Raw genomic sequence first — 15,686 nt, forward strand, 5'->3', positions numbered from 1 at the left:
GCGCACGATTGGGCCGGAAGCTACCAGCGGCGAAGGGACCGGTCATGATGTGGGGGTACGGGCAGAACCTGTGGTGGATGTGGCTCTGGGGCATGCTGCTCCTGGTCGGAATCGCAGTCCTCGTGCTGCTCGCGATCCGGGTCTTCGGCGGACCCGGCCGCGGAGCCCTGCCCGGGCAGGGGCACCCCGGGGCCTACGGCCCGCCGCAAGGTCCCGGACGGGGTCCCGGAACTCCCGGCGGCCGGAGTGCGGCCCGGCTGATCCTCGATGAGCGCTTCGCGAGGGGCGAGCTGACGGCGGAGCAGTACCGCGAGCAGGTAAAGGAACTCGGCGAGGGCCCGTAGTGCCGCCGATCAGCCGCCGGAAGGCCCTGCTGCTGGGCGGGCTCGGAGCCTCCGCGACCATTGCCGGCGGGGCGGGACTGTGGTCTTCGCTCAACTCCCGGCCGTCGCCGGTCACCGGGCTGGACCTAAGCCAGCCGGCGGCGCTCCGCAGCTCGGGCGGTATCCTCGCCGCCACCCTTGAGGCAGCCCCGGGGCGCTTGCTACTTGCTGGTCGGCAGGCCGGGGCCCTGGGCTACAACGGGGGCATCCCTGGCCCCACCCTGCGGCTCCGGGCCGGCGAGGTGCTCCGGCTCCAGCTGGTGAACAGGCTCGCCGAAGCGACCAACCTGCACCTGCACGGGCTGCACGTCTCACCGCAGGGCAACAGCGACAACGTGTTCGTGACCGTGGAGCCGGGCAGCAGTTTCGACTACGAGTACCAGCTCCCGGCCGCGCACCCGCCGGGCCTGTACTGGTATCACCCGCACCACCACGGCAAGGTCGCGGCCCAGATCTTCGCCGGACTCTTCGGGGCCATCATTGTCGAGGACGCCGAGCCGGTCCCGGCGAGCGCCGAACGCATCCTGCTGGTCTCCGACACCAGCCTGGACGGCGCCGGGGACGTGGCCGAGCCCGCGGAGCCGGAGCGGATGGCCGGGCGTGAGGGCGCGTTGCTCCTGGTCAACGGGCAGGCCAATCCCCGTTTCACGGCGCGCCCCGGGGACCGGGAGCACTGGCGGATCGTCAACTGCTGCGTGGCCCGCTACCTGCGGCTGCGGCTGGACGGGCAGAAGTTGCAGCTGCTGGGGATGGACTCCGGGCGGTTCCCGGCGCCGTCGGACGTGCGGGAGGTGCTGCTGGCGCCGGGGAACCGGGCGGAGCTGCTCGTCACGGCCGCCGCCGGGGAATCGGTGCTGCGGGCGCTGCCCTATAACCGGGGAAGCCTTGCCGGGATGGCCGGACGCGGCATGGGCCCGGCCCGGCCGGAGGGCGGGGAGGGCGCGGCGGACCCGGCCGGCAGCGCCCTGGCCACGCTGCTGGTCGCCGGGGACCCCGCCGCAGCCTCAGCCGCCGCCCTCCCCGCCGGGCCCGCACCGCCGGAGCTGGGCTCCGCCGTCGTCGCCGCCCGCCGGCAACTGGTCCTCGGCACCGGCATGGGGATGGGTGCGGGCATGGGCACGATGGGCTTCACCATCAACGGCCGGGTCTTCGATGAGTCCAGGACGGACACCACCGCGGCCGCCGGCACGGTCGAGGAGTGGACGCTCGTCAACCGCAGCCCGATGGACCACCCGTTCCACCTGCATGTGTGGCCGATGCAGCTCATCGCAATAAACGGCCGGCCCGTGGAACCCGGGCTGCTGGATGTGGTCAATGTGCCGGCCAACGGACGGGTCACCGTGCGGATCGCGTTCCGGGATTTCACCGGCCGCTCCGTCTACCACTGCCACATCCTGGACCATGAGGACCTCGGCATGATGGGCGTGATCGAGGTGCGCTGACGCCGCGCAGACCAACAGCCGACAGAGGCTCACCGGCCGTGCGCCAACTCTTGCCAAGTATACCCCCCGGGGGTATGTTTGGAGGGAAGCCGGACGCAAGGAACCTCCCGGGAGGCAGGACCCATGGAACACCAGCACAGCGGACGAACAAGCCAACTGCAGCCCGGAGGCAGCGCCGGACACACCCACCACGGCCCGCCGTCCGTCCCGGACGATGAGCATGTGGTGCACAGCCACGGCCAGCATGCCGGGCACAGCGTCGCGATGTTCAAGAACAGGTTCTGGCTGACGCTCGCGCTGGCGGTTCCGGTGGTGCTGTTCAGCCCCATGTTCGGGAACCTGCTCGGCTACCAGCCTCCCGAGTTTCCCGGTTCCGCGTGGATTCCGCCGGTTCTGGGCACGGTGGTGTTCCTCTACGGCGGCCAGCCCTTCCTGAAGGGCGGCCTCGCCGAGCTGAAGTCGCGCCAGCCAGGAATGATGCTCCTGATCGCCATGGCCATCACGGTCGCTTTCCTCGCATCCTGGGCAACCAGCCTGGGCATCGGCGGATTCGACCTCGATTTCTGGTGGGAACTGGCCCTCCTGGTGGCGATCATGCTGCTGGGGCACTGGATCGAGATGCGGGCCCTCGGCTCGGCCCAGGGGGCACTGGACGCGCTGGCGGCACTGCTGCCCGACGAAGCGGAGCGCCTGACCGACGGCGGCACGGAGACAGTGAGCGTCGCCGATCTCCTGCCGGGAGATGCGATCCTGGTCCGCCCGGGCGGCCGGATGCCGGCGGACGGCACCATCACGGAGGGCCAGGCGGAGTTCGACGAATCGATGATCACCGGCGAATCCAAAACCGTCCTCCGCTCCCCCGGCGATCCCGTGGTCGCCGGGACCATCGCGACGGACAACAGCGTCCGCGTGCGGGTCTCGGCGATCGGGGAGGACACCGCCCTGGCCGGGATCCAGCGCCTCGTCGCCGAGGCCCAGGCGTCCTCCTCGCGCGCCCAGGCCCTGGCCGACCGGGCTGCGGCCTTCCTGTTCTACTTCGCCGCCGGAGCCGGCGTCGTGACCTTCATCGCCTGGACCCTGCTGGGCAGCGTGGCCGACGCCGTTGAACGCACCGTCACGGTGCTCGTCATCGCCTGCCCGCACGCCCTGGGCCTTGCCATCCCGCTGGTGATTGCCATTTCCACCGAGCGGGCTGCCCGGGCCGGTGTGCTGATCAAGAACCGGATGGCACTGGAACGGATGCGCACCGTCGACGTCGTGCTCTTCGACAAAACCGGAACCCTCACCAAAGGCGCCCCGGCGGTCCGCGCCGTGGCCGCCGCGGAGGGCACCGGCCAGGATGATGTCCTGGCCCTGGCCGCCGCGGTGGAGTCGGACAGCGAGCACCCCGTGGCCCGCGCGATTGTCAGCGCCGCCCGCGAGCGCGGACTGGACGTTCCGGCAGCCACCGATTTCACCGCCCTGACCGGCCGCGGCGTCCGCGCCGGCATCGGAAGCAGGCAGCTCCACGTGGGCGGGCCGGCCCTGCTGCGGGAACTGGGGGCCGCGGAACCCCCGGAGCTCGCCGCCGTCACCGCCGCCTGGATCGAGCGCGGCGCCGCGGTGCTGCACCTGATCGAGGGCGGACGGGTGCTGGGCGCGGTCAGCCTGGAGGACGCCGTGCGCCCGGAATCCCGGCAGGCCGTCGCGGCCCTGCAGCACCGCGGCATCAAGGTCGCCATGATCACCGGCGACGCCGCGCAGGTGGCCCGCGCCGTCGCCGCGGAGCTGAACATCGACGAGGTCTTCGCCGAGGTGCTGCCGGCGGACAAGGACAAGAAGGTCGCCGAACTGCAAGGCCGCGGACTGAAGGTGGCCATGGTGGGCGACGGCGTGAACGACTCCCCCGCGCTGGCCCGGGCCGAGGTGGGGATCGCGATCGGCGGGGGGACGGACGTGGCGGTCGAGTCTGCCGGGGTGGTCCTGGCCGGCAACGATCCCCGGGCGGTGCTGTCCATGGTGGACCTTTCCCGGGCCAGCTACCGGAAGATGTGGCAGAACCTGGTCTGGGCCACCGGCTACAACGTCATCGCCGTTCCGCTGGCCGCCGGCGCCCTGGCCTTCGCCGGGATCGTCCTGTCCCCCGCGGCCGGCGCCGTACTGATGTCCGCCTCGACGATCGTCGTGGCGCTGAACGCCCAGCTGCTGCGGCGCCTGAAGCTCAACCCGGCCCAGGTCCGCTGAGCCGAACGCCCATGGACGCCGGTGCCGGTCACGGTGCTCAACGGGGTTGCGGAGTCGCTGCCGGCGGCGGACGCCTCGGTCGACGTCGACCTCTCCAGCCTAGGCCGACGTTCCCGCCCGGTTACCTCGGCACCCAGACCTCCCGGGGCGCGGATTGCCGGGGGTTGCCGCCGCGGAGGCGCCCCCGCCGGCCCGGTAACCGGGCCGGAGCGCCGGAGGCCGGACACACGAAGGGCGCCCGCCGCAGTGGCAGGCGCCCTTCGTGCACCCTCGCTTAAGCCTTTTTGGGCGGCAGGGCGAGCTTGAAGATCTTGGCCCAGGTGGAGCCGACCTGCTTCAGCAGCGGACCGGTGGTGTACGGCAGGCCGTAGCGCTTGCAGATTTCCTGCACCTTGGGCGCCACCTCGGCGTAGCGGTTGGAGGGCAGGTCCGGGAAGAGGTGGTGTTCGATCTGGTGCGAGAGGTTGCCGGTCATCAGGTGCATGAACTTGGAGCCGGAGATGTTGGCCGAACCGATCATCTGGCGCACGTACCAGTCGCCGCGGGTCTCGCCGTCGACCATGTCCTCGGTGAAGGTGTCCGTGCCGTCCGGGAAGTGGCCGCAGAAGATAACCGCGTGGGCCCAGACGTTGCGGACCGCGTTCGCGGTGAGCGTGCCGTAGAGGGCCTGCTTGCCGGAGCCGGTGAGCATGGCCACGGCGGGCGTGGCGGCGTAGTCCTTGGTGAACTGCTTGAGGGCCTTGCGGCCAAGCGCCTTGAGGTCCTTGGTCAGGGCCTCCTTGGACTTGTTGCCCTCCTTGTAGTCCACGAGCTCGAGGTCGTAGATCGCGATGCCCCACTCGAAGACGGGGGCGAGCAGCGCGTTGTACAGCGGGTTGCCCAGGTTGAAGGGCTTCCATTCCTGCTGCGGGTCCATCCGCAGCAGGTTGTACCCGATGTCGTTGTCCTTGCCGACGACGTTCGTCCAGCGGTGGTGCAGGTCGTTGTGGGTGTGCTGCCAGGAGCGCGCCGGGGTGACGAAGTCCCACTCCCAGGTGGTGGAGTGGATGTCCGGGTCCCGCATCCAGTCCCACTGGCCGTGCAGGATGTTGTGCCCCAGTTCCATGTTTTCCAGGATCTTGGCGAAGCTGAGCAGCGTGGTACCGGCGACCCAGGCGGCCTTGTTCTTGCTGACCAGCAGCGCCGCGCGGCCGGAGATCTCCAGGCCGCGCTGGATCTTGATCATCCGGCGGATGTAGGCGGCGTCGGAGGAACCGCGCTTGGCGAGGATGTCGTCCTTGATGGCGTCGAGTTCACGGCCGAGCTCGGCGACCTGCTCGTCGGAGAGGTGTGCGGCGGCGGGCGGGCGCAGCAGCGGGCTGCCCGTCTCGGCGAGTGCCCCGGGCCGCTTCTTTACGGCGGCGGGTGCCTTGGCGGCGGCGGCAGAGGCGCCCTGGGGAGCGTCCTCGGATACGTCGGGCTTGTCGGAAACAATCGTCATGCGGTGGTTCTCCTCAGAGGTCGAGGTTAACGGGTCCGGCGGCTGCCGAAACACACGTCTGGATTAGTTGGCCGGGCTCGCCGTGGACTTCGTCCGTGCGCAGGTCACGGACGTGGCCGGCCCGGAGGGGGATGAGGCAGCTGTGGCAGATGCCCATCCGGCAGCCGCTGGGCATCAGGACGCCGGCGTCCTCGCCGACGTCGAGCAGGGGCGTGTCGCCGTCGGCCTCGACTTCGCGGTCGGAGGCCTCGAACGTGACCAGGCCGCCGTCGTGGCCTCCGCCGCCGGCGAGTTTGGTGCTGAAGCGCTCGATGGTGAGGCTGGCCTCCGAGGGTTCGGTACTTGCCGTTTCCGCCTCCCAGAGCGCCTCGGTGTCGTCGAGGAAACCTTCCGGGCCACAGGCGTAGGCGGCGCGTCCGCGCCAGTCCGGGCACAGCGCGTCCAGCGCCTCCGTGGTGCCAAAGTCCAACCGCCCGCGTTCGCCGCTAAACCAGTGGATGACCTTGAAATTGGGGAATTGGTCGGCCAGTTCGGCCAGTTCCTCACGGAAGATGGCATCCTCCGCGGTCCGGGCGGTGTGGACCAGGACGACGTCGGCGTCGGGGCGGTGCGGGACCAGGGTCCGGATCATCGACATCACCGGGGTGATGCCGCTGCCGGCGGTCAGCATCAGCAGCGGACGCGGGTGCTCCGGCAGGACAAAGTCGCCCTGCGGCGGGGCCAGGAAGAGGACATCGCCCGGCTTGGTGGTGCGGACCAAGGTGCCGGAGACGGCCCCCATATCCGTCACGGTGATGGCCGGGTCCTCGCCGGCGGGTGCACTGAGCGAGTAGGAGCGCCAGTGGCGCACGCCGTTGAGTTCGACGCCGATGCGGGCCCACTGGCCTGCCCGGTGTGCTTGCCAGCCTCGGCCGGGACGGAAGAAAATGGTGGCGGAATCGGCCGTTTCTGGAACCACCCGGGTGACCACGCCGCGCAACTGGCGGGCGGAAAACACGGGGTTGAACAGCGACAGAATGTCTTCTGGAGCTAGGGGGGTGGTCAGTAGAGATGCGGCGCGCGCCAGCTTACGGAGCCGGATCATTTACCAATCCTATGTCGGCATGCGTCATAATTCTTCACCCAAGGCATACGATCTACCTTAATAAACTATCCCCGCACAACAACTTTTTGGAATCCTGTGATGGACGCTTCCCCCGTCGGCCACCCCGGCTATCCCGCATATGACCCGCCCTGGCTGGCACTGCCGAAGGAGGTCTCCGACATGCTCCGGCCCAGGATGCCCGGCATTGTGGAGGCCATCATCGAGGCCGTGCCGCAATTGGTTCCCGCCTATGCCCGGCCGATCGAGGGCCGGTTCGGGCGCGGGCTGCGGCGCGGCGTTGCGACGGCGCTGGACCGCTTCCTGCAGCTTCCCGGCACCACGCTCCCGGCGCTCTCCGAGGAGAGCCGGCAGTTGGTGGCGGGGCTGGGCAGCGGGGAGTTCCGGCAGGGCAGGAGCATGGATGCGCTGCTGAGCGCCTACCGGATGGGTGCCCGCGTGACGTTCCGCGAGATGTCGAAGGTCTCGGTTGAGCACCATCTGGGCCAGAATGTGGTGGTGGACCTGGGCGAGTCGATCCTGGCCTACATCGACGAGCTCTCCGCAGTCAGCGCGGAGGCGTACGCCTTTGAGCAGTCCGAGCGCGCCGGCGCGGTGGACCGCCGCCGCACCGAACTGCTGGACCTGCTGCTGCTGGGGCAGGCGGACGAGGCGGCGCTGCGCCAGACCGCGGCCATGGCGGACTGGTCGTTGCCCCAGCGCATGGTGGTGGTGACGCTGCCGGTGGACCGGGCGGCCGGGCTGCGGCTGCGGCTGGGTCCGGGAACGCTGGTCATTGAACGCGAGACCGACGCGGTGGCGCTGGTCCCGGCACGCAAGTCCAAGTCCGCGCGGAAGGACCTGGAGAAGGCACTGCGGGGCCGCGGCGCCTCCGTGGGCCCGGCCGGCGGCTGGGAAAAGGTGCCCGATTCCCTGCGGCTGGCGGTGCTGGCGGCGTCGGTCCTGCCGCACCGGGACGGTCCCGAGGACCCGCCGATCTGGGCCGACGAACACCTCTCGGCGGTGATCCTGGGCGCCGAGCCCTCCGCCATCGCCGAACTGGCGAACCGCCGGCTCGCGCCGCTGGAGGGGCTCCGCCCGGCGCAGCGCGAGCGCCTGGCCGAAACGCTACTCTCCTGGCTGCGCCACTGGGGCCAGCGCGCGCCGGTGGCAGCGGAGCTGGGCATCCACCCGCAGACCGTGGGCTACCGGGCGGCCCAGCTGCGGGAGCTCTTCGGCGATGCGCTGGAGGACCCGACGGCGCGGTTTGAGCTGGAGCTCGCGCTCCACGCCGGTAAGCGTTAGACAGCGACGCCGCTAGCTGGCGATCGCCTCCCGGCCCTGAAGCCGCAGCTCGAGGTCGTTCATCACAATCGCGGCTAGGTCTTCGAGCGATTTAGTGTCCTCGGCGCTGAACTCCCGCGGCTCCCGGTCCAGGATGCAGAATGTGCCGAGGTTGTGGCCGTCCGGGGTGCGCAGCGGGACTCCGGCGTAGAACTGCAGTCCGAACTCGCCCGCCACCAGCGGGTTGGTGAGGGTCCGCGGGTCCGTCGAGGCGTCCTCGACGATCCAGGGCCCGTCCTGCAGGATCGCCGAGGCGCACAGCCCGGGGTCGCGGCCGATCTCAGTGACATCCGTGCCGTGGTGGGCCTTGAACCAGATCCGGTCGTGGTCCACAATGCTGACGATCGCGACGGGTACCGAAAACAGCCGGGCGGCGAGCGACGCGATCCGGTCGAAGGTGCCGTCCCCGGGGGTGTCGAGGATGCGGTAGCGCTCGACGGCGCGCATCCGGCCCTCCTCGTCGTTTGGCCCCGCCGTGCGGTCCAGCCGGTGCCGGGCCGCGCTGTTGATGACTTCCTGGCGCAGCGCCAGTGAGACTTCCCGGGCGTGCGGCCTCGCGGCCGGGTCGCGGGACAGCATCGAGGACAGCAGCGCCACCCACATGGGGGCGAGTTCCTCCGGAATCTGCGGGTCCTGCAGCAGCCTGGCGACGGCGGACTGGATCGGCGCGCCGGGGTAGGCCATCTTTCCGGTCAGCCCTTCGAGCAGCACGAGCCCAAGGGAGTAGATGTCGCTCGCCGGGCCGGCGGGTTCGCCGGCGGCCTGCTCGGGGCTGAGGTAGGCCGGCGTCCCGGAGGTGCCGCCGTCGTCGTCGGCGCGGTCATGGCCGAGGATGGCCGCGACGCCGAAGTCGGTCAGCTTGGCGCGGGGGCGTCGGTCGTCGCTGCTGTAGTTGACCAGCAGGATGTTGGCGGGCTTGATGTCCCGGTGCACGATCCCGTGGTGGTGGATGTAGGACAGTCCGTCCGCCAGGTCGTAGCCGATGTGGGCCATGTGCGCGGCGGACAGGGGGCCCAGCAGGGACCGGCGGCGCAGATCCTGTCCGGGGACAAGTTCCATCACCAGGTAGGTCAGCCGGGAGCCCGGATGGCTCAGGTCGGCGCCGGCGTCGTACAGCGTGACCAGGGCATGGTGGCTCATCCCGGCGAGGATCCGCACTTCCTGCCCCTGCCGGCGGGTACGCTCAAGATCGTCCGCATCGTTGCGGAAGAGCTTGACCGCCACTTCGCGCTGGAGCAGCTCATCGTGCGCACGGTAGACGGTAGATTGGCTTCCCCTGCCAATGAGGGCTTCAATCCGGTAGCGTCCGCTCAGCAGAAAGCCGGATTCCAGAGTTATTGTCAACGAGTTTGTTGTTCCCTCGATACGGGTCCGCACGGGGAATCGGGCGGATCAGTCCTAAGCCGGCCAGTCGGCCAGCGCCCGCGCAATTAGCAAGGTTACTTATGATACCGCGGAAAGCGGATTCAGGAAGACCCTTTGGCGGGTTATTCGGGGCGCCCCGGCGGGGCGCCCATTGGTGGTCCGGACGGCTGTCCGGCGGCTACTTTGCGGGGTTGTGGGTGCCGATCGGCACAAGCGTGAGGTCCGGGTGGTTCTTCTCGATCCGGCGCAGCGCCCATACGTCGTTGAACAGTGCCAGGTACTCCCCGTCGGAGCGCAGCAGCACCTCTGCGCCCGGCACGTTCGCCAGGGCCGGCATGGCGTCCGCCGTCGTGATCCGGGCCAGTGAGTACGGCAGCCGCTCGAGCCGCATCGGGGCGCTGAAGTCGTGCGCCATCCGGTCCTCGACCACCTCGAACTGCATCGGGCCGACGGCGGCCAGCACGGGTGCCTGGTCGCCGCGGATGTCGGAGCGGAGCACCTGGATGACGCCCTCGTGTTCGAGCTGTTCGATGCCGCGGCGGAACTGCTTGAAGCGGCTGGGGTCCTTGGAGCGTGCCACCTGGAAATGCTCGGGGGCGAACAGCGGGATGGCGGGGAACTCCACCGGCTTCTCCAGGAACAGGCTGTCCCCGACACGCAGCGAGGAGGCGTTCACCAGGCCAACAACGTCGCCTGGGAAGGCCTCGTCGATCACCTCGCGTTCGCGGCCGAAGACCTGCTGGGCGTACTTCGTGGCGAAGGACTTCCCGGTCCGGCCCTGGGTGACCACCATGCCGCGTTCGAAGACGCCGGAGCAGACCCGGATGAACGCGACGTGGTCGCGGTGGGCCTTGTTCATGCCGGCCTGGACCTTGAAGACGAACCCGGCGAACGGGGCGTCAACGGGCCGCGGGTCGCCCTCGACGTCGGGCCTGGGGGCGGCGGGCGGCGCGAAGTCCACCAGGGCGTCGAGGATTTCCTTCACGCCGAAGTTCAGCGCGGCAGAGCTGAACAGGATCGGCGTCGCCTTGCCGGCGTGGAAGGCGTCGACGTCGAACGCGAGGTTGGATTCGATCACAAGACCGGCCTCGTCAACGGCGTTGGACCAGTCCCCGCCCTGGCTGGCGGCGGCCTGCTCCGGGGTGAAGTACTCGGTGAGGGCGATGTTGGCGCCGGCGTTGTTGCGCTGGAACCGGGCGAAGCGGTCGTTGCGCAGGTCCCAGACACCGCGGAAGTCGCCGGAGATCCCCACCGCCCAGGTCAGCGGCATGGGCTGCAGGCCGGTGCGTTCGGTGATCTCATCCATGAGCGCGAGGGCATCCAGGCCCGGCCGGTCCCACTTGTTGATCACGGTGATGATGGGCAGGTTGCGCTGCTTGCAGACCTCGAAAAGCTTCATGGTCTGGGTTTCCAGGCCCTTGGCGGCGTCCACGAGCATCACGGCGCAGTCGACGGCGGCGAGCACCCGGTAGGTGTCCTCGGAGAAGTCCGCGTGGCCGGGGGTGTCGAGGAGGTTGATGACGGTGTCGCGGTAGGCGAACTGCAGAGCCGCGGAGCTGATGGAGATGCCGCGGTCCTTTTCCATCTGCATCCAGTCGGAGACGGTTTCCTTGCGGTTGGCCTTGCCGCTGGAGGCACCGGCGGTGCCGATCACCTTCGCATGCAGGGCGAGCGCCTCGGTCAGCGTGGACTTGCCGGCGTCGGGGTGCGAAATGACTGCGAAGGTCCGGCGCCGGGCTGCCTGCTTGTGAATCTCCTGGACTCGGGCGGGGCTGTGGACTTCTTGAGACACGGTGCTACTTTCGCTGCGGCTGTGGACGGGTCACGGCGCGGAGAGCCCGCGGTACACCCAAGGCTTCAAGTTTATCGCAGGCGGGGGCGCGCCCGGGCGGCGGGCCAAAAATGCGCTTCACCGCCAACACAGCTTTGGCCATCCTTGGGGGCCTCACGTGCGGGCCGGAATGGGCCACTTTGAGGCTTGTCCGTACGGAAACAGCCCTCCGGTACCCCTATGATGGTGCTTACGGGAAACCGGGCACTTTGTTCTTGCCGGAAAACGTTGGAAAACCGACGAAAACCGGCGCACTTGCGGGCAGCGGACCGCACCTTTGAAGGGAAAACCTATGGCTCGGAGCCCCGAAGATGCACTCAAGGCGACTCTGGCCAGGGTGGCACCGGGGACGGCCCTGCGGGACGGGCTCGAACGCATCCTGCGCGGACGGACCGGCGCCCTGATTGTGCTGGGCATCGACCGGACCATCGAATCCATCTGTTCCGGCGGCTTCGAAATCGGGATCGACTTCTCCCCCACACGGCTGCGCGAACTGGCCAAAATGGACGGCGCCATAGTCTGCGACAAGGACGCGAGCAACATCCTGCGCGCGGCGGTCCAGCTGGTGCCGGACTCCAGCATCGAGACCCAGGAATCGGGCACCCGGCACCGGACCGCCGAACGGGTTGCCATCCAGACCGGCGTTCCGGTCATCTCGGTGAGCCAGTCAATGCAGATCATCGCGCTGTACGTCAACGGCCTGCGCCACGTCCTGGAAGGCTCCGAGAAGGTCCTGGCACGCGCCAACCAGGCCCTGGCAACCCTGGAGCGCTACCGTTCGCGCCTCGACCAGGTGACCAGCTCGCTGTCCGCCCTGGAAATCGAGGCCATGGTGACGGTGCGCGACGTCGCCGTGACCCTGCAGCGCCAGGAGATGGTTCGGCGCATCTCCGAGGAGATCTCCCAATACGTGCTGGAACTCGGCGAGGACGGCCGGCTGCTCTCGCTCCAGCTGGACGAGCTGACGGTGGGCCGCGGGCCCGGCAGCGACGTGATCATCCGCGACTACTCCGGCCCGCACGCCTCGGCCGAGGACATCGAGAAGGCCGTCAAGGCCCTCGTGAACCTGGGCCCCACCGAGCTGATCGACCTCGGCAAAATCGCCGGGATCGTCGGCTTCGCCGGCGGCGAGGCGAACCTCGACGCCGTCGTGCAGCCGCGCGGCTACCGCCTGCTGTCCGGGCTGAAGGCGGTGCCCAAGGCTGTCGCCGACCGCCTGGTGGACCACTTTGGCGGGCTGCAGTTCCTGATGGCCGCCACAATCGATGACCTGATGACCGTGGACGGCATCGGCGACCAGCGTGCCCGGACCGTCCGCGAGGGCCTGAGCCGGATGGCCGAGGCGAGCCTGCTGGACCGGTTCCTCTAGGCACCTGAGTCCCGTCGATTGCTCCGTAACGGCCCTTTTGGGCCCGGAAAGGGCCGTTGCGGAGCAATCGTTGAGGTTCAGCCGAGCTGGAAGACGGCCTTCGGACTGGTCTTGTTGCCCAGCCGGGCAGTGAACACGTAGGTGCCCGCCGCGGGCTGGGCCGCCACTGCGGTGCAGCCCTCCACCGAGCGGTTGCGGGCCCACGGGAAGTTCGCCGTCTCGCTCTGGCCGGGGGCGATCGTCTTGACCACGTCGCTGCTCTCGATCTGGCAGTCCTTGGAGGAGAAGATCCGGTCTGAGCCGCTGGTGACCACGTACTCCATCTGCGACGTCCCGATGTTGACCTCGCACGGGACCCGGTTGCCGTTAGTGACCTTCAGGGTCAGCAGCGGCTTCTCCCCCGGCCCGTAGGCGGCCTTGTCGGTGGCCGCGGCGACGGTGAGCAGCCTGTCGTCACAGCCCGTGCTCGGGCTGGGCGAGGCCGCGGCGGTCTGCTGCGGGCTGGGCGGCGGGGTGCTGCCCGGCTGTTCCTGCTGCGGGGTTCCGCTGGCCGTAGCCGCCGGCGCGGCACCGTTGAGGGCGTTGGAGATGGCCACAAAACCGCCCACGGCGAGGGCGAGTACCAGCAGCAGGATGGCCCCGACGAACAGTCGGCGGCGGCGGTAGACGGGGCTGACCGGCTTCCGTGCAGGGTTTCCGGTGGTCTGTGCCCTGGCCGACGCCTTCGGTCCCGAACCGTGCGTGCCTGAGTTGCCTTGCCTGACCATTCTTCTAGGCTAGAGAACGCGGCGGGTTCTGCCTGCCAACCACGCCGCTGGCGGCACTATGGCCCGCATCTCTATTAAGCTGGACCGATCAAAGCCTTAGCCCATTCCCCCGCCCTGCCGGCCGCCCCGGCCGTTCCAGCCGTTGCCCTTGCCCGCCTGCACGCCGCCGTCGCGGACTGGTTCGAGGACAGCGCCCGCGACCTTCCATGGCGGGCGGCGGACTGCTCCGCCTGGGGTGTGCTGGTCAGCGAGATCATGCTTCAGCAGACACCCGTGGTCCGGGTCCTGCCGGTCTGGACGGAATGGCTCAGGCGCTGGCCGGCTCCGGCCGACCTGGCCCGGGAGGCCGCCGGCGAGGCTGTCCGGTCCTGGGGCCGGCTGGGATATCCGCGCCGGGCGTTGCGGCTGCACGCGGCCGCCGTCGCGATCGTGGACAACCATGGAGGCAAGGTCCCGGGCCGCTACCCGGAGCTGCTGGAGCTCCCCGGCGTCGGGGCCTACACGGCGGCCGCCGTCGCCGCGTTTGCGTTCGGCCGCAGGGAGACGGTGGTGGACACCAACATCCGCCGGGTCCATGCCCGTCTCGTCACCGGAGCCGCGTTGCCGGCGCCCGCCCTGACGGCCGGCGAGATGAAGCTGGCAGCACAACTGCTGCCCGACGACGACGGCGCATCGGTGCGGTGGAACGCCGCCGTGATGGAACTAGGGGCGCTGGTGTGCACCGCCCGGGCGCCGAAATGCGGTGAATGCCCGGTCCGTGACGCCTGCGCGTGGCTCGCCGCCGGCGAACCGCCGCCCAGCTACACGCCCAAGGGGCAGGCCTGGCACGGGACGGACCGGCAGGTGCGCGGAGCCGTGCTCGCCGTCCTGCGTGTGGCCGAATTTCCGGTGGCCCGCGATCTGCTGGAACGCGCCCCGGTGGATCTGGGCTTCGAAGCGGACGGGATCGGTGTTCCGCTCGCGGCGCTGCATCGGCTCAACTCGGCGCCGGAGCAGCTGGAACGCGCGGTGACCGGGCTGCTCAGCGATGGCCTGGCCGAACTTCACGACGGCGGCCTGCGGCTTCCCGGCTGACCCGTCCGGGCTGAGCCTTCCGCGCCGGGCTAGGGTTCCCCGAAGCCGGACTGGATCAGGGATCCCAGATAGTCCACGGCCCTGCCCGCGTCCGGGCCGCTGGCCTCGACGTGCAGCACGGTCCCCTTGACGGCACCGAGCATCATGAGCTCGGTCATGGACGCGCCGTCCACGCCGTTGACGGTGACATCGGCGTCCATTCCGGCCAGGCCGCCGGCAATTTTCGCCGCCGGGCGGGCGTGCATCCCGGCCTGGTTGACGAGTTCGAAGTCGCCCTGGGCGTCCGGCGGCTGCTGGTGTTCGTGCTCGGGCCCGTGCGGGTGGGCCGGCGGCCGGTAAACGGCTTCGGCCGCCTCCTTCACGGTCTCGGCGTCCGCCCCGGCCTGGGCCGAGACCGCGGCGGCGACCAGGCCTTCGATCAGCGGGGCGTCGGCGAGGTGGATGGACTCCGGTTCCGCGGCGAACTCCACCGCAGACTCGGCCGTCATAACGGCGGACCCAAGGTCAGTCAGCACCACAACGCCGCCCCCGCCGGCGGCCCGCTCCAGCGCGGCCATGACCTTCTCCAGGCTGGTTCCGATCCGGCCGTCGTCGGTGCCGCCCGCGGCGAGGATAAGGACGTCCGGCGCCATTTGAGCGGCGAGTTCGACGGCGCCGTCGGCAATCTTTTCACTGTGCGAGACGACGACGAGCCGGACGGTCATCCGGCGGCCCCCGACGCGGCGCGCAGGATCAGGGCACTAGAGACCGCCCCCGGATCCCGGTGGCCGATGCTGCGCTCCCCCAAATAGCTGGCGCGTCCCTTACGGGCCAGCATCGGATCGGTGGACACGGCTCCGGCTTCGGCAGCTTCGGCCGCGGCGGCCAGGACCTTGTGCACGTCGCCGTCGCCGGCTGCGGCGGCTGACGCGTCGACGGCCGGGGTCCAGGCATCCACCATCGTCTTGTCGCCGGACTCGGCCTTGCCGCGGGCCACGATGCCGTCGCGGGCCGCCTGCAGGGCCGCGGCCAGCATGCCGGCGTCGATGTCTTCGGCGTCCCCGAGGGCGGTGGCGGCGCGCAGGAAGGCCGTTCCGTACAGCGGGCCGGCCGCCCCGCCCACCTTCGACATCAGGGTCATGGCGGTCAGTTTCAGCGCCGCCCCGGCCGTTTCGGGCGGGGTTTCGGCGAGCTTGTCCATGACGGCCTTGAAGCCGCGGTCCATGTTTTCGCCGTGGTCGGAGTCCCCGATGGGGCGGTCCAGTTCGATGAGTTCAACCCGGTGCTCGGCCATGGCCTCCGCGGACAGGGTCAGCCAGCGCACGGCCCAGTTGACGTCCAGCCCCAC

Annotated in this window: 13 protein-coding genes; 6 read left to right on the top strand and 7 right to left on the bottom strand. The window is 69.9% G+C overall.

Features of this window, described 5'->3' with window-relative positions; genetic code table 11:
- Window positions 1–44: 44 nt before the first annotated feature.
- From ABLI39_RS11130 to ABLI39_RS11140, 3 genes are all read left to right on the top strand, one after another.
- On the top strand, window positions 45–344 hold the full coding sequence (locus ABLI39_RS11130) for an SHOCT domain-containing protein (RefSeq protein ID WP_349413480.1): 300 nt from the start codon (window positions 45–47) through the stop codon (window positions 342–344).
- Complete coding sequence (locus ABLI39_RS11135) at window positions 344–1,825, top strand: multicopper oxidase family protein (RefSeq protein ID WP_349413481.1); 1,482 nt, start codon at window positions 344–346, stop codon at window positions 1,823–1,825. The genes ABLI39_RS11130 and ABLI39_RS11135 overlap by 1 nt, the downstream gene beginning before the upstream one ends.
- 123 nt (window positions 1,826–1,948) lie before the next feature.
- Window positions 1,949–4,048, top strand: coding sequence for a heavy metal translocating P-type ATPase (locus ABLI39_RS11140; RefSeq protein ID WP_349413482.1), 2,100 nt, complete (start codon window positions 1,949–1,951; stop codon window positions 4,046–4,048).
- 274 nt (window positions 4,049–4,322) lie between these two features.
- On the opposite strand, the gene ABLI39_RS11145 is transcribed toward ABLI39_RS11140, so the two are convergent.
- Both ABLI39_RS11145 and ABLI39_RS11150 read right to left on the bottom strand, forming a co-directional pair.
- Window positions 4,323–5,528, bottom strand: a complete 1,206-nt coding sequence (locus ABLI39_RS11145; protein ID WP_349413483.1) for a fatty acid desaturase family protein — start codon at window positions 5,526–5,528, stop codon at window positions 4,323–4,325.
- Window positions 5,529–5,541: 13 nt separating this feature from the next.
- Window positions 5,542–6,612 carry a ferredoxin reductase gene (locus tag ABLI39_RS11150; protein WP_349413484.1) on the bottom strand — a complete coding sequence of 357 codons (1,071 nt, stop codon included), beginning with the start codon at window positions 6,610–6,612 and terminating at the stop codon, window positions 5,542–5,544.
- A 99-nt stretch (window positions 6,613–6,711) separates the two neighbouring features.
- On the opposite strand from ABLI39_RS11150, the gene ABLI39_RS11155 reads away from it, so the two are divergent.
- On the top strand, window positions 6,712–7,914 hold the full coding sequence (locus ABLI39_RS11155) for a PucR family transcriptional regulator (protein WP_349413485.1): 1,203 nt from the start codon (window positions 6,712–6,714) through the stop codon (window positions 7,912–7,914).
- A gap of 12 nt (window positions 7,915–7,926) precedes the next feature.
- On the opposite strand, the gene ABLI39_RS11160 is transcribed toward ABLI39_RS11155, so the two are convergent.
- Together ABLI39_RS11160 and ABLI39_RS11165 are read right to left on the bottom strand one after the other, a co-directional pair.
- Window positions 7,927–9,297 carry a protein kinase domain-containing protein gene (locus tag ABLI39_RS11160; protein ID WP_349413486.1) on the bottom strand — a complete coding sequence of 457 codons (1,371 nt, stop codon included), beginning with the start codon at window positions 9,295–9,297 and terminating at the stop codon, window positions 7,927–7,929.
- A gap of 199 nt (window positions 9,298–9,496) precedes the next feature.
- Window positions 9,497–11,110, bottom strand: coding sequence for a peptide chain release factor 3 (locus tag ABLI39_RS11165; protein WP_349413487.1), 1,614 nt, complete (start codon window positions 11,108–11,110; stop codon window positions 9,497–9,499).
- Window positions 11,111–11,441: 331 nt separating this feature from the next.
- Here ABLI39_RS11165 and disA point away from each other — a divergent pair, with 331 nt between their 5' ends.
- Window positions 11,442–12,518: a DNA integrity scanning diadenylate cyclase DisA gene (disA, locus tag ABLI39_RS11170; protein ID WP_138767775.1), complete on the top strand. Its 1,077-nt coding sequence runs from the start codon at window positions 11,442–11,444 to the stop codon at window positions 12,516–12,518.
- 77 nt (window positions 12,519–12,595) lie between these two features.
- Here the strand turns inward: disA and ABLI39_RS11175 are convergent, their stop codons facing one another.
- The gene (locus ABLI39_RS11175; RefSeq protein WP_349413488.1) at window positions 12,596–13,285 is read right to left on the bottom strand and encodes a superantigen-like protein SSL4; all 690 of its coding nucleotides are present in this window, start codon (window positions 13,283–13,285) and stop codon (window positions 12,596–12,598) included.
- A 255-nt stretch (window positions 13,286–13,540) separates the two neighbouring features.
- Between ABLI39_RS11175 and ABLI39_RS11180 the strand changes: the two genes are divergently transcribed.
- Window positions 13,541–14,359, top strand: coding sequence for an iron-sulfur binding domain-containing protein (locus tag ABLI39_RS11180; protein ID WP_349413489.1), 819 nt, complete (start codon window positions 13,541–13,543; stop codon window positions 14,357–14,359).
- Window positions 14,360–14,388: 29 nt separating this feature from the next.
- Here the strand turns inward: ABLI39_RS11180 and dhaM are convergent, their stop codons facing one another.
- Window positions 14,389–15,063, bottom strand: a complete 675-nt coding sequence (dhaM, locus tag ABLI39_RS11185; protein ID WP_349413490.1) for a dihydroxyacetone kinase phosphoryl donor subunit DhaM — start codon at window positions 15,061–15,063, stop codon at window positions 14,389–14,391.
- Window positions 15,060–15,686: a dihydroxyacetone kinase subunit DhaL gene (gene dhaL / locus ABLI39_RS11190; RefSeq protein WP_349413491.1), complete on the bottom strand. Its 627-nt coding sequence runs from the start codon at window positions 15,684–15,686 to the stop codon at window positions 15,060–15,062. The genes dhaM and dhaL overlap by 4 nt, the downstream gene beginning before the upstream one ends.

The sequence above is a fragment of the Pseudarthrobacter sp. B907 genome, from assembly GCF_040137805.1.
Classification (GTDB): Bacteria; Actinomycetota; Actinomycetes; order Actinomycetales; family Micrococcaceae; genus Arthrobacter.

Excerpts from the sequence above, each read along its gene's own strand:
- dhaM (WP_349413490.1), bottom strand. The coding sequence starts at position 15,063 with ATGACCGTCCGGCTCGTCGTCGTCTCGCACAGTGAAAAGATTGCCGAC.
- ABLI39_RS11150 (WP_349413484.1), bottom strand. The coding sequence starts at position 6,612 with ATGATCCGGCTCCGTAAGCTGGCGCGCGCCGCATCTCTACTGACCACC.
- ABLI39_RS11130 (WP_349413480.1), top strand. The coding sequence starts at position 45 with ATGATGTGGGGGTACGGGCAGAACCTGTGGTGGATGTGGCTCTGGGGC.
- ABLI39_RS11140 (WP_349413482.1), top strand. The coding sequence starts at position 1,949 with ATGGAACACCAGCACAGCGGACGAACAAGCCAACTGCAGCCCGGAGGC.
- disA (WP_138767775.1), top strand. The coding sequence starts at position 11,442 with ATGGCTCGGAGCCCCGAAGATGCACTCAAGGCGACTCTGGCCAGGGTG.
- ABLI39_RS11155 (WP_349413485.1), top strand. The coding sequence starts at position 6,712 with ATGGACGCTTCCCCCGTCGGCCACCCCGGCTATCCCGCATATGACCCG.
- ABLI39_RS11145 (WP_349413483.1), bottom strand. The coding sequence starts at position 5,528 with ATGACGATTGTTTCCGACAAGCCCGACGTATCCGAGGACGCTCCCCAG.
- ABLI39_RS11180 (WP_349413489.1), top strand. The coding sequence starts at position 13,541 with ATGCTTCAGCAGACACCCGTGGTCCGGGTCCTGCCGGTCTGGACGGAA.
- ABLI39_RS11175 (WP_349413488.1), bottom strand. The coding sequence starts at position 13,285 with ATGGTCAGGCAAGGCAACTCAGGCACGCACGGTTCGGGACCGAAGGCG.